At 58.6% G+C, this 18270-nt stretch carries 20 protein-coding genes; 11 read left to right on the top strand and 9 right to left on the bottom strand.

Annotation, left to right across the window (positions count from 1 at the left end; translation table 11 throughout):
• Nucleotides 1-6 precede the first annotated feature (6 nt).
• The gene (locus QRN31_RS30085; protein ID WP_285436504.1) at nucleotides 7-1833 is read right to left on the bottom strand and encodes a long-chain-acyl-CoA synthetase; all 1827 of its coding nucleotides are present in this window, start codon (nucleotides 1831-1833) and stop codon (nucleotides 7-9) included.
• A gap of 343 nt (nucleotides 1834-2176) precedes the next feature.
• Here QRN31_RS30085 and QRN31_RS30080 point away from each other — a divergent pair, with 343 nt between their 5' ends.
• Nucleotides 2177-2455, top strand: coding sequence for a DUF3509 domain-containing protein (locus tag QRN31_RS30080; protein WP_208671975.1), 279 nt, complete (start codon nucleotides 2177-2179; stop codon nucleotides 2453-2455).
• Nucleotides 2456-2655: 200 nt separating this feature from the next.
• Here the strand turns inward: QRN31_RS30080 and mtnC are convergent, their stop codons facing one another.
• Genes mtnC through aroC form a run of 5 tightly spaced genes read right to left on the bottom strand, consistent with a single transcriptional unit; the run spans nucleotide 2656 to nucleotide 6803 of the window.
• Complete coding sequence (gene mtnC, locus QRN31_RS30075; protein WP_285436469.1) at nucleotides 2656-3339, bottom strand: acireductone synthase; 684 nt, start codon at nucleotides 3337-3339, stop codon at nucleotides 2656-2658.
• 4 nt (nucleotides 3340-3343) lie between these two features.
• The gene (locus tag QRN31_RS30070) at nucleotides 3344-3889 is read right to left on the bottom strand and encodes a 1,2-dihydroxy-3-keto-5-methylthiopentene dioxygenase (protein ID WP_285436468.1); all 546 of its coding nucleotides are present in this window, start codon (nucleotides 3887-3889) and stop codon (nucleotides 3344-3346) included.
• 20 nt (nucleotides 3890-3909) lie between these two features.
• Nucleotides 3910-4536, bottom strand: coding sequence for a methylthioribulose 1-phosphate dehydratase (locus QRN31_RS30065; RefSeq protein ID WP_285436466.1), 627 nt, complete (start codon nucleotides 4534-4536; stop codon nucleotides 3910-3912).
• On the bottom strand, nucleotides 4533-5699 hold the full coding sequence (locus QRN31_RS30060; protein WP_222585367.1) for an MFS transporter: 1167 nt from the start codon (nucleotides 5697-5699) through the stop codon (nucleotides 4533-4535). Before QRN31_RS30060 ends, QRN31_RS30065 begins: the two co-directional genes overlap by 4 nt.
• A 12-nt stretch (nucleotides 5700-5711) precedes the next feature.
• Nucleotides 5712-6803, bottom strand: coding sequence for a chorismate synthase (gene aroC, locus QRN31_RS30055; protein WP_285436464.1), 1092 nt, complete (start codon nucleotides 6801-6803; stop codon nucleotides 5712-5714).
• 129 nt (nucleotides 6804-6932) lie between these two features.
• On the opposite strand from aroC, the gene QRN31_RS30050 reads away from it, so the two are divergent.
• Both QRN31_RS30050 and QRN31_RS30045 read left to right on the top strand, forming a co-directional pair.
• Complete coding sequence (locus tag QRN31_RS30050; RefSeq protein ID WP_285436463.1) at nucleotides 6933-7886, top strand: alpha/beta hydrolase; 954 nt, start codon at nucleotides 6933-6935, stop codon at nucleotides 7884-7886.
• Nucleotides 7887-7982: 96 nt separating this feature from the next.
• Nucleotides 7983-8774 carry a hypothetical protein gene (locus QRN31_RS30045; protein WP_285436461.1) on the top strand — a complete coding sequence of 264 codons (792 nt, stop codon included), beginning with the start codon at nucleotides 7983-7985 and terminating at the stop codon, nucleotides 8772-8774.
• Between the two features lie 126 nt (nucleotides 8775-8900).
• Here QRN31_RS30045 and prmB read toward each other — a convergent pair whose 3' ends face one another.
• Entirely contained in the window at nucleotides 8901-9809 is a 909-nt protein-coding gene (prmB, locus tag QRN31_RS30040; RefSeq protein ID WP_090181807.1) for a 50S ribosomal protein L3 N(5)-glutamine methyltransferase, read from the bottom strand.
• Between the two features lie 239 nt (nucleotides 9810-10048).
• Between prmB and QRN31_RS30035 the strand changes: the two genes are divergently transcribed.
• The 3 genes from QRN31_RS30035 to QRN31_RS30025 all read left to right on the top strand — a co-directional run bounded on the left by QRN31_RS30035 (nucleotide 10049) and on the right by QRN31_RS30025 (nucleotide 11733).
• Nucleotides 10049-10639, top strand: a complete 591-nt coding sequence (locus QRN31_RS30035; protein WP_259150920.1) for a cysteine hydrolase family protein — start codon at nucleotides 10049-10051, stop codon at nucleotides 10637-10639.
• A 130-nt stretch (nucleotides 10640-10769) separates the two neighbouring features.
• Nucleotides 10770-11090, top strand: coding sequence for a hypothetical protein (locus tag QRN31_RS30030; protein ID WP_222585363.1), 321 nt, complete (start codon nucleotides 10770-10772; stop codon nucleotides 11088-11090).
• Nucleotides 11091-11175: 85 nt separating this feature from the next.
• On the top strand, nucleotides 11176-11733 hold the full coding sequence (locus tag QRN31_RS30025; RefSeq protein WP_222585362.1) for a Smr/MutS family protein: 558 nt from the start codon (nucleotides 11176-11178) through the stop codon (nucleotides 11731-11733).
• Nucleotides 11734-11779: 46 nt separating this feature from the next.
• On the opposite strand, the gene QRN31_RS30020 is transcribed toward QRN31_RS30025, so the two are convergent.
• Entirely contained in the window at nucleotides 11780-12439 is a 660-nt protein-coding gene (locus QRN31_RS30020) for a hypothetical protein (RefSeq protein WP_285436458.1), read from the bottom strand.
• Nucleotides 12440-12808: 369 nt separating this feature from the next.
• Here QRN31_RS30020 and folE point away from each other — a divergent pair, with 369 nt between their 5' ends.
• Both folE and QRN31_RS30010 read left to right on the top strand, forming a co-directional pair.
• Complete coding sequence (folE, locus tag QRN31_RS30015; protein WP_010456659.1) at nucleotides 12809-13354, top strand: GTP cyclohydrolase I FolE; 546 nt, start codon at nucleotides 12809-12811, stop codon at nucleotides 13352-13354.
• A 101-nt stretch (nucleotides 13355-13455) separates the two neighbouring features.
• Nucleotides 13456-13827 carry a glutathione S-transferase N-terminal domain-containing protein gene (locus QRN31_RS30010; protein WP_222585361.1) on the top strand — a complete coding sequence of 124 codons (372 nt, stop codon included), beginning with the start codon at nucleotides 13456-13458 and terminating at the stop codon, nucleotides 13825-13827.
• Nucleotides 13828-13995: 168 nt separating this feature from the next.
• On the opposite strand, the gene QRN31_RS30005 is transcribed toward QRN31_RS30010, so the two are convergent.
• Entirely contained in the window at nucleotides 13996-15162 is a 1167-nt protein-coding gene (locus tag QRN31_RS30005; protein ID WP_285436455.1) for an aminotransferase-like domain-containing protein, read from the bottom strand.
• 82 nt (nucleotides 15163-15244) lie between these two features.
• Between QRN31_RS30005 and QRN31_RS30000 the strand changes: the two genes are divergently transcribed.
• From QRN31_RS30000 to QRN31_RS29990, 3 genes are all read left to right on the top strand, one after another.
• Entirely contained in the window at nucleotides 15245-15691 is a 447-nt protein-coding gene (locus tag QRN31_RS30000) for a MarR family winged helix-turn-helix transcriptional regulator (RefSeq protein ID WP_285436454.1), read from the top strand.
• A gap of 333 nt (nucleotides 15692-16024) precedes the next feature.
• Nucleotides 16025-17374, top strand: a complete 1350-nt coding sequence (locus QRN31_RS29995; protein WP_222585358.1) for an NCS2 family permease — start codon at nucleotides 16025-16027, stop codon at nucleotides 17372-17374.
• Nucleotides 17375-17452: 78 nt separating this feature from the next.
• Complete coding sequence (locus QRN31_RS29990; RefSeq protein WP_222585357.1) at nucleotides 17453-18079, top strand: LysE family translocator; 627 nt, start codon at nucleotides 17453-17455, stop codon at nucleotides 18077-18079.
• Nucleotides 18080-18270 lie beyond the last annotated feature (191 nt).

The raw sequence follows: 18270 nt of genomic DNA, 5'->3' as shown, positions 1-18270 counted from the left end.
CTGCTTTCAATAACGAAAAGCGCCGCCGTGAATATCCGCCAGCAACTGCGGAGTGACTTGCACATAAGTCTGGGTGCCGGGCAGCCACGCATAGATCGGGTCGCCGCCGGTTTTAGCCGGGTCGAAGGCTTCGTCCTTGAGCCGGGTCTTCTGGTACTTGAAGGTACCGGTGGTCTCCATTTTCACTTTCACCCGCAGGAAAAGCGGCACTGCATACGCGGGCATTTGCTCGCGGGCAAACGCCAACAGTTCGCTGAAGTCCAGGGTCGCCAGGGACTCCGCCGGTGTGATTGCGGCCATGCCGGCTCGTCCGTTGGTGTTGCGGATTTCGACGCCGTAGGCCACGGCTTCGCAAATATTCGGGTGTTGCAGGAGGATGTTCTCGACCTCGGTGGTCGAAACGTTCTCACCCTTCCAGCGGTAGGTGTCGCCCAGCCGGTCGACAAATTGCGCGTGACCAAAACCAATGTTGCGCAGCAGATCGCCGGTGTTGAAGTAACGGTCGCCTTTAACGAACACGTCGTGAAGGACGACTTTCTCGGTCTTTTGCGGATCGGTGTAACCGTCCAGAGGCGCCTTGTCGTCAATCCGCGCCAGCAACAGGCCCTGCTCGCCTTTGCCGACTTTGCGCATGAACCCATTGGCGTTTCGCGTCGGCATGCCGCTGTCATGGTCGTAGGCCACCAGCTCCCAGGCCATCAAGGAGAAACCGATGGTGTTGTCAAAGTTGAGAATGTTGCTGAACCCGATGTTGCCGTCGCTGGCGGCATACAGCTCACAGATGTGCCCGACGCCAAAGCGCGTCTTGAATTCGCGCCAGGCGCCGGGACGCAGGCCGTTGCCGATCATCTTGGTCGCCGGGTGCTGGTTGTCGTCGGCGCTGGGTGGTTGATCCACCAGGTAGCGGCACAATTCACCGACATAGCCCAGGGTGGTCGCCCGATACTTGCGCACGTCATGCCAGAATTGGCTGGCGCTGAATTTGCGGCGGATGGCAAATCCTGATGCGCCGTTGATCGCCGAGCCCCAACACACGCAAAGCCCGGTGGCGTGATACAGCGGCAAGGTGCAATAGACCACATCCTCGGGCTGCATATTCAGGGCGATCAGGCCGAAGCTGACCGAGCTGCGCATCCAGCGACCGTGCTTGAAGACGCCCGCCTTGGGCAATCCGGTGGTGCCCGAGGTGTAGATATAGAAACAAGGATCGTCGAAAAAGACCTGCCGGCTGCTGACGGGGTTCTCGCTGGGCGCGTTGGCGGCGTCATTCATCAGATTGATGAAACCGGCGGGCGCGACACCGGGACGGCTGTAGGTGTCTTGATCGGCAACGAACCAGGTGCGCGTCGTCTCGATCGATACCCGTTCGCGGACCGCATTGAAGGCCGGGACCAGTTCTTCACCGACGATGATCGCCACGGGCGTCACCAGGTTCAGGCTATGGGCCAGTGTGTCGCGGGTTTGCGAGGTATTGAGCAAGGCACTGATCGCACCGACCTTGGCCACGGCCAATATCGTCACCAGCAGTTCCGGGCGATTCTCGAGAAAAACCGCCACCACATCCCCCTTGCCGATACCTTGGGCAATCAGGTGATGGGCGATGCGATTGGCCCACTGGTTGACCTGTGCATAACTCAGCACCACATCGCCCTGCAGCAACGCTGGGCCATCAGGGTTGCGCAAGGTCGCTTGCTCGAACGTCCAGCCGAGGCCACACGGTTGGGTCGGGTCCTTGACGTTGGCGACCTTCATGCCTTTCACCACGCGGGGAATGGTTTTGGCAATGGTAGGCAGCTTACGGAGCATCATGCCCCAGGTAATCGTGTCGCTTATGCGTGCTCCCGTTAGTTCTTTTTTATTGTCGGGCGGCGTTCTATGAAACCGAAAATACGTCAGCGGTTCTTGAGCTGTACACGCGGTTTTTGAAATGTTTTGTATCTGCATAGCGGGTTGAAAACCGTGAACCTCAGCGCGGCCAAATGGTTCCATTGAATCGTGCCCGACCACGCAAAATGCAGGATGCACGATGGCCTTTCATGCAGTTTGCACGAATCCAAAAAACCACCTAAAAATTAACTCATTGATTTGTAACGATTTTTAAAAAATCGTGTGCTGGCACAATCGCTGCAACTACCTCTCCATGCTTGCTAATCAAGTGCTAACGGAGCTGATAGACATGAGCCTGATCCAAGAAAAATTTACCTCCCTGTTCTCCAACTTCGAAGTGACCACCCAGCCGCGTCCTGACGGTGGCATCCTGCTGACCTTGCGCAGCACCGAAGGCAAAGTGTTCAAGCGTTCGATTTCCTACCAGCAATTGCATGCTGGCGATCAGTTGTCCTGGGTGATCAGTGCGATCCGTCGTGACCTGGCCGAACAAGCCAGCGAACTGCCGCAGATCTCCATGCTGCAAAGCCAGCAACGGTTTGCCCTGCCGACGTATCACTCGGCGTAAAACCTGCGGTTGTATAAGTCAGTACACAGCAAACAAACAGGCCGTGAGAGCTTTCGCTCCACGGCCTGTTTTGTTTAAGACGGTACACCGATCCCCTGTGGGAGTGAGCTTGCTCGCTATGGTGTGTCAGGCGACATTAATATTGACTGATACAACGCTATCGCGAGCAGGCTCGCTCCCACAGGTTACGGGGTTGGACCTTAGAAAGTGGAAGTGTCGATCCGCGTGAAACTGTCGACGGTCGTATGCCCCGCCAGCTCCCCGCCCTCTCGCGCCAGCCCGCAAGTCGCCATGCCGGCCGTGCGCGCCGCATCAAGTTCTTCGACGATGTCGGACAAAAACAGAACCTGCGACGGCTCGACGCCGATGGCCTGGGTGATGCGCGCATAAGACGACGCTTCACGCTTGGGCCCCGACGTGGTGTCGAAATAGCCGCTGAACAGTGGCGACAAATCCCCCGCCTCCGAGCAGCCGAAAATCAGCTTTTGCGCCTGAATCGAGCCCGAGGAATAAACAAACAGTTTGAAACCTTCCTGATGCCAGCGCTTGAGCGCTTCAACGGCGTCCGGATAAACGTGGCCTTTCAACTGCCCGGCCTGATAACCCTGGGCCCAGACCATTCCTTGCAACGCCTTGAGCGGCGTGGCCTTGCGGTCTTCGGCGATCCAGCCCAGCAGAATGTCGATGACTCGCTCGACGTCAGCCTCAGGCTCATGGTTGTCCCGGCGCACGGCCGTCAGTTGCTCGGCCACATCGGCGCGTTCCGCGTGTTGGCGAACGAAGTCCGGCAAGTGTTTGGCCGCGTAGGGAAACAGCACGTCGAACACAAAACTCACCGCGCTGGTGGTGCCTTCAATGTCGGTGAGAATCGCTTTGATCGGCATCGGCTCAGTCCTCAAGACGCGGGAAGCGGCTGGCGATGTCTTTGCCGGTGAAGTTGGCCACCCAGCCTTCAGGGTTGTTGAACAGGCGAATCGCCACGAAATGCGGATGCTCACCCATGTCGAACCAGTGAGGGGTGCCGGCGGGCACCGAGATCAGGTCATTCTTCTCGCAGAGCACCGCATAGACGTAATCGTCGATGTGCAGGGTAAACAGCCCCCGGCCAGCGACGAAAAATCGAACTTCGTCTTCGCCATGGCGGTGTTCGTCGAGGAACTTGGCGCGCAATTCGGCTTTTTGCGAGTGATCGCTGTTCAGGCTGATCACATCGACCGTGATGTAACCGCGTTCGGTCATCAGCTTGTCGATCTGCTCCTGGTACGCGGCAATCACTTCTTCCTGGCTGGCGCCGGGCTGGATTTTCGCTGTGGCTTGCCAGCGGTCGAAACGCACGCCTTGCTCGGCCAGGGTCGAGGCGATGTCTTCGAAATGGGTCAGCACCTTGTTCGGAATATCAGGGCTTGAGACGTGGTAAACGGACAGGCTGCTCATCAGGGCAACTCCTTAACGGTTCATGCATTACGGTTAAAGAGCGAGCGCGTCTTCAACTCGCACTCGAACAAAAATTCAAAGGCCTCGATCTGACGCAGCGCATCGCTCATGCGTGCGCCCCAGGTGTAGAGGCCATGGCCGCGAATCAGGTAGCCGACGCAATCCGGATGGGCTTCAAGCCAAGGCTGCACCTTGGCGGCGAGGCGCGCAATGTCCTGATCGTTGTCGAAAATCGGCACGCGCACCCGGGATTCATGGGTCGAGATACCACTGAAAGCTTTTTGCAGCTCGTAGTCTTCAAAGTCGATGAACTCACCCGGCGTCAGGCGTGACAGCACGGTGGCATTCACCGAATGGGTATGCAGCACCGCGCCGATTTCCGCGCGCCAGTTGTAGAGCTGGGTGTGCAGCAGGGTTTCGGCAGACGGCTTTTTGCCCGGTTCCAGGCTGTTACCCGACAGGTCGGTGGCCAACACATCATCCACACCGAGTTGGCCTTTGTGCTTACCGGACACTGTCAATAACGCTTCGGTCGCCGACAGGCGGGTCGAATAGTTGCTGCTGGTGGCCGGCGACCAGCCGCGGCCATACAGAAAACGCCCGGCGTCGATGATTTCCTGGGCGAGGTGTTCACGGGTAAGGCTCATGGCCTGTCCTCTTGCAGTCGTGTGGCAATGATAACGGCAGCCGCCAGCGCTGCGAGGCTTGCAATACTAAAGGTCAATGTCGCGCCAAGGGCGTTCCAGCTGTAGCCGGCATATAAAGCGCCCAATGCGCCACCGGTACCGGCCAGCGCGGCGTACAACGCCTGGCCCTGCCCTTGCTGGCGCGCACCGAAGCTACGTTGCACGAACTGGATGGCAGCGGCGTGAAAGCTGCCAAAGGTCGCGGCGTGCAACACCTGGGCAAACAGCAGCACCCACAGAAGCTCGGCGAACGAACCCAACAGCAACCAGCGCAACGCCGCCAGCAGAAAACTCGCCAGCAGCACCCGACGCACCGAGAAACGCGCGAGGATCTTGCTCATGGCCAGAAACATCAGGACTTCGGCAACCACGCCGACCGCCCAGAGCATCCCGATCACGCCACGGCTGTAACCGAGTCGCTCAAGGTGCAACGTCAGAAAGGTGTAATACGGACCGTGACTCATCTGCATCAGCGCCACGCACCCGTAAAACGCCAGTACCCCGGGGCTGCGCAGTTGCTTGAGAAACCCGTCCGCCGCCGGTCGCTCACCGTGAACGGGTTGGGCGTTGGGCACCCACAAGCTGCTCACGACGATCCCGGCCATGATCAGCACCAGCGCCACCGGGTAAATGTCGAGACTCAGCCATTCGAACAACCGGCCGAGCGCGACCACGGTGATGATGAATCCGATGGAGCCCCAAAGACGGATCTGACTGTAGCGCGACGTCTGCCCTTTCAAGTGTGCCAGGGTGATGACTTCGAACTGCGGCAACACCGCGTGCCAGAAGAATGCGTGCAAGGCCATGACCATCGCCAGCCAGGCGTAGGTCTTGCTGACGAAAATCAGCGAGAACGTCAGCAGCGTGCACACGGCGCCGAAGCGCACGATGGCCAGGCGTCGGCCGGTGTAGTCGCCGAGCCAGCCCCAGATGTTCGGCGCCACGCAGCGCATCAGCATCGGGATCGCCACCAGTTCGCCGATGCGCGCGCTGGAAAAACCCAGGTGATCGAAGTACAGCGCCAGAAACGGCGCCGTCGACCCGAGCAAGGCGAAATAGAACAGATAGAAACTGGAAAGCCGCCAGTACGGGAGCGCCGCCACGTCGTCAGACCGCAGCGGCATTAAGGTCAGCCATTAAAGCTGACCCAGCACCGGCGTGCTCACACGCACGTCGGCATTCTGCCCGCGATGACGCAACAGGTGATCCATCAGCACGATGGCCATCATCGCTTCGGCGATTGGCGTTGCGCGGATACCGACGCAAGGGTCGTGGCGACCTTTGGTGATGACATCCACCGGGTTGCCGTGGATGTCGATGGAACGGCCGGGCGTGGTGATGCTCGAAGTTGGCTTGAGCGCCAGGTGCGCAACGATCGGCTGGCCCGACGAGATCCCGCCCAAAATGCCGCCCGCGTTGTTGCTGAGGAAACCTTGCGGGGTCATTTCATCGCGGTGTTCGGTGCCACGCTGGGCCACGCTGGCGAAACCGGCGCCGATTTCCACGCCTTTGACCGCGTTGATGCTCATCAGCGCATGGGCCAGTTCGGCGTCGAGACGGTCGAAGATCGGCTCGCCGAGGCCCGGCATCACGCCTTCGGCGACCACGGTGATCTTCGCGCCGACCGAATCCTGGTCGCGGCGTAACTGGTCCATGTAGGTTTCCAGCTCCGGCACCTTGTCCGGGTCAGGGCAGAAGAAAGCGTTCTCTTCTACCGAATCCCAGGTCTTGAACGGGATTTCGATCGGACCGAGCTGGCTCATGTAGCCGCGAATGACAATGCCTTGGGTGGCCAGGTATTTCTTGGCGATTGCACCGGCGGCCACGCGCATCGCGGTTTCACGCGCCGAGCTGCGACCGCCGCCACGGTAATCGCGCTCGCCGTATTTGTGGTGGTAGGTGTAATCGGCGTGGGCCGGGCGGAACAGATCCTTGATCGCCGAGTAGTCCTTGGACTTCTGGTCGGTGTTGCGGATCAGCAGGCCGATGGAGCAACCGGTGGTACGCCCCTCGAACACGCCCGAGAGGATTTCGACTTCGTCGGCTTCCTGGCGCTGAGTGGTGTGGCGGCTGGTGCCGGGCTTGCGGCGATCCAGATCGCGCTGCAAATCCTCAAGGGAGATCTCCAGCCCAGGCGGGCAGCCGTCGACAATGGCGACCAACGCCGGACCATGGCTTTCGCCCGCGGTGGTGACAGTGAACAGCTTGCCGTAGGTATTGCCGGACATGCAGGACGCTCCGTGAAATGAACCTGAATACGTAATGCGCGCCAGTATACGCAGGCTACCCAAGTAGTTCATCCTCGAACCTTATGGGTGCCTGCGAGTCCAACCGGCACCTTTGTGAATGATGGCGTGATGATGCTGCGAGTTCTAGTCTTGACTCTTACCCTGTTTACCGGCTTTGCCCAGGCCACTGTCCTGCAACGCCCGATCACCCTTGATACCGGTAGCGGAGAGCTTTTCGGCTCGCTGTTGCTGCCAAAATCCGACACTCCAGTGCCGGTTGTCCTGATCATTTCCGGCTCCGGTCCTACGGATCGTGACGGAAACAACATTGAAGGCGGACGCAACGACAGCCTCAAACGGCTGGCCTGGGTGTTGGCCAAACACAACATCGCCAGTGTGCGTTTCGACAAACGCGGGGTGGCGGCGAGCCTTGCGGCGACGCCAGACGAGCGCAACCTGTCGGTGGAAGCCTATGTGGCCGACGCCGAGGCCTGGGCCCGCAAGCTCAAAACCGATCCACGTTTCGGCCAGCTGATTTTGCTGGGCCACAGCGAGGGCGCGCTGATTGCCACCCTCGCCGCTCCGAGCGTCGATGCCGCGGCGGTGATTTCCTTGTCCGGCAGCGCCCGGCCGATCGACCAGGTCATACGCCAGCAATTGAGCAACCGCCTGCCGCCACCGTTGATGCAGCGCAGCAATGAGTTGCTCGACAGCCTCAAGGCGGGCCACGCCGACGACAACGTGCCGCCGCAACTGGAGGTGATTTTCCGCCCGAGTGTGCAGCCGTACATGATTTCACTGTTCCGCCAGGATCCGGCCGCAGCGTTCGCAAAGTTGAAGATGCCGGCGTTGATCATCCAGGGCAGCAACGACATCCAGGTCGGCGTGGGTGACGCCAAAATGCTCAAGGCCGCCAAACCGGACGCCGAACTGGTGGTGATCGAAGGCATGAACCACGTCATGCGCATCGTGCCCAACGATGTAAAACGGCAACTGGCGTCCTACAAGGATCCACAATTGCCACTGGCCGCCGAACTCGGCACGCGGATCATCGAGTTTATTGACGGACTTCACACCCGTTAAGCGACCAGCCCTCCAGTCCTGAAAAAAACGGCCGATAAGCCTTTGTCGCCAGCGCTATGGCGGGCGACAAGCAGAGCTTGGACAGGACTCGCCGCGATGACAGATACCCAGACTTCACCCGACACCACCGCTGAAAAAGACGTACCGCCAGCGGTTGAGCTGCCGTGGGCGGACGTCCACGTCGAGCACCACAAGATGCTCCGCCTGGCGCCGCTGCAGACCGACCGCAACACCGGTGGCCGGCCGTTGCGCTTTGTCGAGTTCGGTTACGCCGAGCGTACCAGCAAGGAATACAGCCTGATGCGCATGAGCATCACGCTGCCCGGCCAGCGCGTGCGCAAAGAGCAGAATCATCTGGATGTGTGGGTCGATCACACGACCAAGTGTGTGCATTTCGGGCCGGACAGCGGCCTGCAGGTCGAACCGGTCAACCGTGGCATCGGCCGCTTCATGGCCGCGCAAGGCATCACTTGGGCGAAGAAGCGCTGGCCCGGCTACACCGTTGATGGCACTGACCTGAACAATAAAGATGCGCTGAACGAAGACACGCGCCTGCGCCGCGATAACTTTCTCAAAGCGCACGGCTTTGAGGTGGTGTACGCCGACGCCCAGCACCTGAAAGGCAGCGTCAAAGAGGTTCAGGTCGGCGACCTGAAGGGTGACTGGAACAGCGAAAAGCTGCAGGTGGTGGAAATCATCGAGGCGGCGCAGATGCTTCAGCAGGCCGAGCAGAATCTGGCCGAGCAGGAAGTGAAGCTCAAGAAACACGAAGAGAAAGTCAGCAAGTACAAGCGTGAAGACGCCGGGCTGCGCTTCACCATTACGTGCCTGGTGGCGTTTGCGGTGTTTCAGGCGGGGTTGTTGATCTGGATTGCGACGCACCGGTAATGATCTGAGACCGCGGCGCGGCCATCGCGGGCAAGCCACGCTCCCACAGGATCTACGTCGTGCTCAAATTACGCGGCACGACACAACAACTGTGGGAGCGGACTTGCCCGCGAAGGCGTCCTAAAGTCAGACGCGGGAAGCGAACAGCGCTTGATGATCGCGGCACTGCTCAGCCGTCAACATGAACACGCCATGCCCGCCGCGCTCGAAATCGAGCCAGGCGAAGTCGACTTCCGGGTACAGCGCCTCGACGTGCACCTGGCTGTTGCCTACTTCAACAATCAGCAGGCCCTTCTCGGTCAAATGATCCGCCGCCTCGGCGAGCATCCGTCGCACCAGGTTCAAACCATCATCGCCACAGGCCAGGCCCAATTCCGGTTCATGCTGGTATTCATCCGGCATGTCGGCGAAATCTTCCGCATCGACGTAGGGCGGGTTCGACACGATCAGGTCGAAACGCTGACCCGGCAAACCGTCAAAACCATCGCCCTGAACGGTGTACACCCGCTCATCCACGCCGTGACGCTCGATGTTCTGGTTGGCCACCTCCAGCGCTTCGAACGACAGGTCCGCCAGCACCACTTCGGCCTTCTGGAACTCGTAGGCACAGGCGATGCCGATGCAACCGGAACCGGTGCACAGGTCAAGAATCCGCGCAGGTTCGGCGCCCAACCAAGGCTCGAAACGTTTTTCGATCAGTTCGCCAATTGGTGAACGCGGGATCAGTACGCGCTCGTCGACGATGAACGACATGCCACAGAACCAGGCCTCGCCCAGCAAGTAAGCGGTGGGAATGCGTTGTTCTATGCGACGCTTGAGCAAGCGTTGCAGATTGACCACCTCGTCCTCTTCCAGATTGCAGTCCAGATAGCTGTCGGCGATTTCCCACGGCAAGTGCAAGGCACCGAGCACCAATTGACGGGCTTCGTCCCAGGCGTTGTCGGTCCCATGGCCGAAAAACAGATCCTCCCCATGGAAGCGGCTGACGGCCCAACGGATATGGTCACGCAGGGTACGAAGGCGGGAAGTGATCACGGGGGTAGACTCCAGAAAAAACGACTGGCGATTCTAACAGCCAAAACGCGCCACGACGACGCAGGAAAAATACCGGATCAGATGTAGGACATATCCATTTTTGCCCGTGGCTATTGAACAAAATGTGCATCTTGACAAGGCTGCACGCCAGCAACGACGGCGTTTGCGATAGTAGCGATTCACAGAACCGCTCAGCCAGAGGACAATGTCGCAAAAGCCCCACTCCAAGGAGCCCCAGAATGTCCGTTCCAAAAACGATGTTTCAACTCAGCGGCCGCGGTTACGCAGCAGCCAATCTGGGTCATGCGACCCTAGTCATCATCGATGCCCAGAAAGAATACCTCAGTGGTCCTTTGGCCCTGAGCGGCATGGATGCTGCCGTCGCGAACATCAAGCAACTGGTCGCCGCTGCCCGCGCGGCAGGTCGGCCGATTGTGCATGTGCGTCACTTGGGTACCGTGGGTGGCCTGTTCGATCCACAAGGGGAACGCGGTGAGTTCATCCCGGGGCTTGAGCCACAGGGCGACGAAACCATCATCGGCAAACTGTTGCCGAGCGCGTTTCATGGCACCCAATTGTACGATCGACTGCAAGAACTGGGCTCCCTGGACCTGATCGTTTGCGGTTTCATGAGTCATTCCAGCGTTAGCACCACCGTGCGCGCGGCGAAAAACCTGGGCTTTCGCTGCACGTTGGTGGAAGACGCCTGCGCGACCCGCGATTTGCCCTACAAGGGTGGCGTACTCACGGCCGAGCATGTGCAGCAAACGGAAATGGCGATCATGGCGGATAACTTCGCCACCCTCGCGCTGACTCACGATCTGATCTGATCGGCCTCGGTGAGCGGTCGATACCGCCGCTCATCCACAAAAGCCTCTGATTTGCTGCAATTGACTTAGCCTCAGGAACAACCCGGACAACTCCCGGTCGAAGGGCCGATACCCATTGAGGAAGGTCGGAATGAAGTTATCCGATGGTTTTGATGCACGCCGCCTGCGGCCCAAAGGGCAACGCAATTGGCGTTTTCGATTCGGTGCCGCGTTTGCGGCTTTGCTGGCAACCTGCGGTGTGTTGCTGGCCATGGCGGGTGCCGCCAGCCTGCTGGGTCGTCCACCGGCCCTGGGCGAGCTGAATGCCAGCCGGCTGGGTTCGGCGATCATTCTGGCCGTCGGCCTGTTGGTGCTCTATATCGGTGTGTGGTTGTGGCGCCGCTGCCGTCGCCGCTCGCGCCAGTCGCGAGAGCTGAACATCTCCCCGCACCTGATGAAAAAACACGACTGAATCCAGGCCCGCCCTTTGGCGGGCCTCAATTGTTATGGATAGCGCCCCGACTTGGGTAAACTGGCCGCCCTTCGCGGAGGCTGACATGCAAGACGACGATTTTTCCCTGTTCAAAAGTGCGATCCAAGGCGTCAAGCCGATCAAGCACGATCGCGCCGACACCGGCAAACCCAAGGCCGACCGCGCGCAAATCGCCAAGCTGCGCCAGGCCGCGACCGTGCGCACCGACGCCACTACCGTTGATGGCTTGTCCGATCAGTTCGTCATCGACGTCGGCCCGGAAGACGAGTTGATGTGGGCGCGTGACGGTGTTCAGGAAAGCCAGATGCGCAAGCTCAAGATCGGACAGATTCCGTTCGAAGGCAGCCTGGACCTGCATGGCATGACCGTGGAAAAGGCCCGGGAAACCCTCTGGGCGTTTCTGGCCGAAGCGACCAAATTCGAAATCCGCTGCGTGCGTGTCACCCACGGCAAAGCCGTGCGCCTGGACGGCAAGCGGCCGATGATCAAAAGTCACGTCAACACCTGGCTGCGCCAGCATTCGCAGGTGCTCGGCTTCACCTCGTGCCAACCCAGGCACGGTGGCGCCGGCGCCGTTTATGTGATGCTCAAACGAACCATGATGGAAGGCCGCGACGAGTAAAGCTGCCGCTTCTCGCTTGCGGCGCCGTGCCTTATGGCAATTTTCCTTAAAACGACTCGACTGGCTTATTTGCCTGCTGATCCAGCTTTTTTTGGTCAAGCTTTGGAAAGGAAAACTTTAAAATCAAATAAGCATCTTTACCTACGCTATCGGCGATCAGATCTACAGTCCTCACATTGTCAGGCGCAAATTCCAATAATCGACGAAAACTTTTAGCATATCCAATCGAAACTCTATTATCTATGAAAGTATAAGTAACATGCCCTCCAGCCAAGGCCATACTTTCATAATTAGAAGCTCCGATTTTTAAAAACTCGGGTTTTGACACTTTGCTCGCCATCGAAAGTACATCGAAAGTATCTTGCCCATTGCCAATCACTACCATGCCAAAGCTCTTCCTAATGGCCGCCATGGCGCGCAGGTACAACTCACGCTCAAACGGGGAGCGTAGCGAAACCATCGAAAGCTTGTCATTTTTGAAAACTAGCGACGCTGTGAATTTATTTTCAATAAAAACTAATTCAGTACATTTAGCCGTCGTACCTACCTGCGACGAACAATCATAATAACCGTTAGTCTTAGTGTAATTTGAGATAGGTGAGTCATAAGCGTATTTCTTAAACAGGTAGTCAGTTGCAACTGCATTCTGCGCACCCGAGATAATGGCTACCATGGACAGGGCCAGCGCACAGGTTTTTTTAAACATGGATTCCATTCCTAGGATAGAGGGCAAGGGATAGCGCAATGCTATCAGCCCTGGATCAGATTTGTCTCTTCAACCCAAGCAGGCCGGTGTGGTCTACAGATACTCAGGTCAGTACCGACCGGATTGAAGGTTCACGCCCACCGGCCATACAACTGCCGACACACTTAAGCTACCATGTGCAGCACGACGGGTATGAAACCCTGCAATCACTGCCTTTAAGCTCGGTCAAAGCGTCAGATACTGTCGACCTATGCCCTGTGGACCTCCAGCACCGACTGGATGACCTAGGCAAACGAAACAGCTCGATTGATACAAAATTGGTACAGACAGAATAAGTACCCTCCTGAAACCCTTATGGAATCAGCCTCTGTGACACTGGAACAGAATTACACCGCGATTCTCGGCCAATTGGGCGAGGACGTCTCCCGCGAGGGCCTGCTCGACACGCCTAAGCGTGCCGCCAAAGCCATGCAGTACCTCTGCCGCGGCTATGAACAGACACTGGAAGAAGTCACCAACGGTGCCTTGTTCAGCTCAGATAACAGCGAAATGGTGCTGGTCAAGGACATCGAGCTCTACTCGTTGTGCGAACACCACCTGCTGCCGTTCATCGGCAAGGCTCACGTCGCCTACATTCCGAGCGGCAAAGTGCTGGGCCTGTCGAAAGTCGCGCGGATCGTCGATATGTACGCCCGCCGCCTGCAGATCCAGGAAAACCTCAGCCGCCAGATCGCCGATGCGGTCCAGCAAGTCACCGGCGCCCTGGGCGTTGCGGTGGTGATCGAGGCCAAACACATGTGCATGATGATGCGCGGTGTGGAGAAACAGAACTCGTCGATGATCACCTCGGTGATGCTGGGTGAGTTCCGCGAAAACGCGGCGACCCGCAGCGAGTTTCTCAGCCTGATCAAGTAACCCGCAGCACGAAGAAAACCGGCATTCATCGCCGGTTTTTTTTCGCCTGTGAAAATCAGGTAAGCTGCGCGCCTTCTGCTTGCCCCTGTGAGGCTTATACCGTGTTCGTAAAAGCGCTTCGTGTCGGCCTTGGCCAACTGATCATCTTCATCGACTTCATCACCCGTCCCGGCAAGAAACAACGTCCTGCCGAGGTTCAGGCCCAGGTCAACACGGCGGCCAAGAGCCTGACGTTGTATCAGTTTCACGCCTGCCCGTTCTGCGTGAAAACCCGCCGCACCTTGCGCCGTCTGAACGTGCCGGTGGCGTTGCGCGATGCGAAGAACAATGAACAGGATCGCCAGACCCTGCTGCAGCAAGGCGGCAAGATCAAGGTGCCGTGCCTGCGCATTGAAGAGAATGGGCAGACCACCTGGATGTATGAGTCCAAGGTGATTATTGATTATCTGGATAAGCGATTTGCTGCGGCCTGATGGTTTTGTGGTGCACTGACTGACGCCATCGCCAGCAGGCTGGCTCCCACCGTGGATTCGTGTTGCTCACAAAACCTGTGGGAGTGAGCCTGCTCGCGATGAGGACACCGCAAAACCCAGACAAAAATAAACCGGCCATGAGCCGGTTTATTGGTTTCTACTCTCCCCTCAAGCCGCTTTCGCCGCGTGGGCCTGGCATATCACCGCCGCCAATCGACTGAGCCCTTCGTCCAGCCGCGCCGGGTCGATGTGGCTGAAGTTGAGCCGCAGGTGCCCCGGATTGTTGTCCGGATCGGGAAAGAACGGTTCGCCCGGCATGAACGCGACATCCGCCGCCAGTGCTGGCTTGAGCAATGTCCGGGTGTCCATCGGTTGTTTGAGCGTCAGCCAGAAAAACAGCCCGCCCTGCGGCACGTTCCAGTCCGCCAGATCGGAAAAATGTGTTTGCAGAGAACACTGGAAAGCATCCCGGCGCACACGATAGAAATCCCGCAACTCGCGCAAATGTTGGTCGAACTTATCAGTGCCAATCCACTGCAACGCTTGCCACTGCCCCACGCGATTGGTGTGCAGGTCCGCGGACTGCTTGAGTTTCAACAAGTGCGGGAACAGGTCTGGACTGGCAATCAGGTAACCGACCCGCAAGCCTGGCAATAAGGTTTTCGACACGGTGCCGGTGTAGATCCAGCTGCTCTTTTTCAGGCGACCGACAATCGGCATCGCACTGCCGCCATCGAAGGTCAGCTCGCGATACGGCTCGTCTTCGATCAAGGTCACGCCGAATTCATCCAGCAACGCCGCCACCGCATCGCGCTTGGCTTCGCTGTAGCGCACCGCCGAGGGATTCTGGAACGTCGGGATCAGGTAGATAAACGCCGGACGATGTTTTTCCAGACGGACACGCAATTGCTCCAGGTCGGGGCCATCCGCCTCCAGCGGCACAGTGATGCAGTCCGCCCCGAACAACTGGAAAATCTGCAACGCCGCCAGGTAGGTCGGCGCTTCCAGCAAAATCTCTGTGCCTTTGTCGATGTACAACTTGGCCGCCAGATCGAGGGTTTGCTGGGAGCCGCTGACCACCAGGATCTGACTCGCTTCGCACGGTACGCCCAGCGCCCGAGCCTCGGCCGCCAAGGCTTCACGCAGTGCCGGCTCGCCCTCGCTCATGCCGTATTGGCCCATCGACAGCGGCATGTCCGCCCACTCGACTTTCGGCAGCATGGCTTCGGCCGGCAAGCCGCCAGCGAACGACATCACTTCCGGGCGCTGGGCGGCGGCGAGGATTTCACGGATCAAAGAACTTTTAAGGCGCGAGAAACGTTCGGAAAAAGCCATGGGGGTCACCGGTAGCGAGGCCTGAGGAAAATGAGTCAAACTGGTTGACCGAAATCACGACAACTCGAACGGAAACGTCAACATGCTTGACCTTAAAAACCCCGACACCCAGCAACAAGCCATGGAAGCGTTTTTCTTCGGCTACCAGGCGTTCACCGCGAAGGCTGACGAAATGCTTGAGCGTCGAGGCCTGAGCCGGGTGCATCAACGCATCGTGTTTTTCATCGCCCGCTACCCAAACCTGAGCGTCAAGGAGTTGCTGGCATTGCTGGGGGTGACCAAGCAGGCGCTGAACATGCCGCTGCGTCAGTTGGTGGAAATGCATCTGGTGAACAGCGTCTCGTCCGAAACCGACAAGCGTAAGCGGCTGCTCGAATTGACCGAGGATGGCGCGCGGTTCGAACAGTCGCTGCGGCGCGAGCAGGTGAAATTGCTCGAGCGGGTGTTTGCCGAGGCTGGGGAGTCGGCGGTGAATGGGTGGTTGGCGGTGAATCTGGCGCTGGGGAAAAGTCAGTTGGCTGCTGATTGAGTTTTTCCCTGGTGGATTTGTAGTGGCCAATCTGGCCTCTTCGCGAGCAAGCCCGCTCCCACACTCAACCGCATTCCTCTGAAGGAACCCGATCACCTGTGGGAGCGGGCTTGCTCGCGAAGGGGCCAGAACAGGCGATATATCCCTATCGCCAAACTTTTCGTCTACAAGATCAAAAACATTATTTGCTTTATTTGTATACAAAAGCATAATCCACTTCGTGCGAGTTCCTGACCAACCGGTCAACAAATTCGCAAGTGCCTCAAAGGGCCGCCGCCACCCTCATGGGTCCGGCCCTGGAAATAACAATAAAACTCTTGAGGAGTACTCGCTGTGGAAAGCCGCAAATCCGAAGCCCCGACGCTGGAACTCTCGCCGCCGTTACGCAATGGCTGGCTGGAGCGCATCTTCAAACTCACCTTGCACGGCACCACGGTGAAGACCGAGCTGATTGCCGGTCTGACAACCTTCATCACCATGGCCTACATCATTTTCGTCAACCCCAACATCATGGCTGACGCGGGGATCGATCACGGTGCCGCGTTCGTCGCGACCTGCATCGCCGCGGCATTGGGCTGCCTGCTGATGGGCCTCTACGCCAACTGGCCAGTCGGCCTGGCGCCAGGCATGGGCTTGAACGCTTTCTTCACCTACACCGTGGTCGGCACCATGGGCTACAACTGGGAGACCGCCCTCGGCGCAGTGTTTGTTTCCGGCGTGTTGTTCATGATCCTGACCTTTTCGCGGATTCGCGAATGGCTGCTCAATAGCATCCCGGTGAGCTTGCGCTTCGCCATGGGCGCCGGCGTGGGTCTGTTTCTCGGGCTGATCGGCCTGAAAACCGCCGGCATCGTCGTCGATAGCCCAGCGACCTTAATCAAGCTCGGCTCCCTTCGCGAACCCGGTCCGCTGCTCGCCGCCATCTGCTTCCTGATGATTGCCGTGCTCAGCTACCACAAGGTATTCGGTGCGATCCTCATCAGCATCATCACCGTGACCCTCGCGGGCTGGGGCCTGGGCCTTGTCCACTACGAAGGCATCATGTCGGCACCGCCGAGCCTGGCCCCCACCTGGATGGCCATGAACATTGCCGGCGTGTTCAACGTCAGCATGATCAGCGTGGTGCTCGCGTTCCTCTTCGTGCACATGTTCGACACCGCCGGCACCTTGATGGGCGTCGCTCAGCGCGCCAACCTGGTGAACGCTGACGGCCGGATCGAAAACCTCTCCCGCGCCATGAAAGCCGACAGCGCGTCCAGCGTCTTCGGGGCAATGGTCGGTGTGCCGCCAGTGACCAGCTACGTGGAAAGTGCTGCCGGTGTCGCGGCAGGTGGTCGGACTGGTCTTACCGCAGTGACCGTAGGTGTGCTATTTATTGCGGCGATGTTTTTCGCACCGCTGGCTGGCATGATCCCCGCTTACGCAACCGCCGGTGCGCTGATTTACGTGGCAATGCTGATGATGGGCGGCATGAAGCACATCGAATGGGACGAAGCGACCGACAGTATTCCGGCGATCGTCACCGCGATCATGATGCCGCTGACCTTCTCGGTGGCTGACGGTATCGCACTGGGCTTTATCACTTACGTGGTGCTCAAGGCGTTCACCGGTAAGCACAAGGAAATTTCCGTCAGTTTGTGGGTGCTGTGCGCGATCTTCATCGCCAAGTTCGTTTTCTTGTAAGCCGCATACGATTCAAAAACAGGATTCAAAACAGCCTCACCCCGTCGGGTGGGGCTTTTGCACAAATGGAGGAAAGTGATGAGTCTGGAAACCTGGCTGCTGTTCAGTGGCGCTGCGCTGGTGGTGATCCTGATCCCCGGCCCCCTGTCGTTGCTGATGATCAGCAACAGCCTGAATTACGGCTTGCGTCGTTCATATCCGGCATTTCTGGGTGGCGTGATTGCCTCGATCTGCTTGCTCAGTGCTTCGGCGTTGGGTCTGGGCGCGCTGTTGCTGGCTTCGGAACAACTGTTCAGCGCCCTGAAAATCGTCGGCGCGTTGTACCTGTTCTACCTCGCCTGGCAGAGCTGGCAGCAATCGCGCCAGCCATCGGTGGGCGCTCAAGTGCCCCAGGCGGCGCCGGTGCCACGCTTTCGCGCACTGTTCGGGCGCGCGTTCGTGCTGGGCGCGAGCAATCCGAAAGACATCCTGTTCTTCGCCGCTTTCCTGCCACAGTTTTTGAATGCCGGGCAGCCGTTCCTGCCGCAATTGCTGGTGATGATTGCGACCTGGACCGTGCTCGATCTGCTGTGCAAATTGGCTTACGGACTGGGCGCACATGGTGCGGCGCGGTATCTGCGCAGCGGCAAGGGCCAGAGCTGGTTCAACCGGGTCAGTGCCGGGTTGTTCAGTGGTGCCGGAGCTGCATCGCTGTTGAGCCGCTAACAGCTAAAAGCATCGCGAGCAGGCTCACTCCTACAGGGGACCGCATACTTCTGCAGGAGCGAGCCTGCTCGCGATAACGCCAGATCTGTCAGCACATTTTTAAAGGCAAAAAAAAGCCCGCAGTGTGAGCGGGCGAAAGACCAAAGAAGCTATATGCGCAGTCGCTTCCAGGTTGAGGCAGCTGCTTGGGG

It is taken from the genome of Pseudomonas sp. fls2-241-R2A-110, from assembly GCF_030209165.1.
Classification (GTDB): domain Bacteria; phylum Pseudomonadota; class Gammaproteobacteria; order Pseudomonadales; family Pseudomonadaceae; genus Aquipseudomonas.
The sequence above is the reverse complement of the archived record's forward strand: the minus strand, read 5'-3'. Positions and strand labels throughout refer to the sequence as shown.

What these genes read in the sequence shown, in the direction of transcription:
- QRN31_RS30080 (WP_208671975.1), top strand. Translation starts at nt 2,177, where the DNA reads ATGAGCCTGATCCAAGAAAAATTTACCTCCCTGTTCTCCAACTTCGAA.
- mtnC (WP_285436469.1), bottom strand. Translation starts at nt 3,339, where the DNA reads ATGCCGATCAAAGCGATTCTCACCGACATTGAAGGCACCACCAGCGCG.
- QRN31_RS30070 (WP_285436468.1), bottom strand. Translation starts at nt 3,889, where the DNA reads ATGAGCAGCCTGTCCGTTTACCACGTCTCAAGCCCTGATATTCCGAAC.
- QRN31_RS30065 (WP_285436466.1), bottom strand. Translation starts at nt 4,536, where the DNA reads ATGAGCCTTACCCGTGAACACCTCGCCCAGGAAATCATCGACGCCGGG.
- QRN31_RS30060 (WP_222585367.1), bottom strand. Translation starts at nt 5,699, where the DNA reads ATGCCGCTGCGGTCTGACGACGTGGCGGCGCTCCCGTACTGGCGGCTT.
- aroC (WP_285436464.1), bottom strand. Translation starts at nt 6,803, where the DNA reads ATGTCCGGCAATACCTACGGCAAGCTGTTCACTGTCACCACCGCGGGC.
- QRN31_RS30050 (WP_285436463.1), top strand. Translation starts at nt 6,933, where the DNA reads ATGATGCTGCGAGTTCTAGTCTTGACTCTTACCCTGTTTACCGGCTTT.
- QRN31_RS30045 (WP_285436461.1), top strand. Translation starts at nt 7,983, where the DNA reads ATGACAGATACCCAGACTTCACCCGACACCACCGCTGAAAAAGACGTA.
- QRN31_RS30035 (WP_259150920.1), top strand. Translation starts at nt 10,049, where the DNA reads ATGTCCGTTCCAAAAACGATGTTTCAACTCAGCGGCCGCGGTTACGCA.
- QRN31_RS30030 (WP_222585363.1), top strand. Translation starts at nt 10,770, where the DNA reads ATGAAGTTATCCGATGGTTTTGATGCACGCCGCCTGCGGCCCAAAGGG.
- QRN31_RS30025 (WP_222585362.1), top strand. Translation starts at nt 11,176, where the DNA reads ATGCAAGACGACGATTTTTCCCTGTTCAAAAGTGCGATCCAAGGCGTC.
- QRN31_RS30020 (WP_285436458.1), bottom strand. Translation starts at nt 12,439, where the DNA reads ATGTTTAAAAAAACCTGTGCGCTGGCCCTGTCCATGGTAGCCATTATC.
- QRN31_RS30005 (WP_285436455.1), bottom strand. Translation starts at nt 15,162, where the DNA reads ATGGCTTTTTCCGAACGTTTCTCGCGCCTTAAAAGTTCTTTGATCCGT.
- QRN31_RS30000 (WP_285436454.1), top strand. Translation starts at nt 15,245, where the DNA reads ATGCTTGACCTTAAAAACCCCGACACCCAGCAACAAGCCATGGAAGCG.
- QRN31_RS29990 (WP_222585357.1), top strand. Translation starts at nt 17,453, where the DNA reads ATGAGTCTGGAAACCTGGCTGCTGTTCAGTGGCGCTGCGCTGGTGGTG.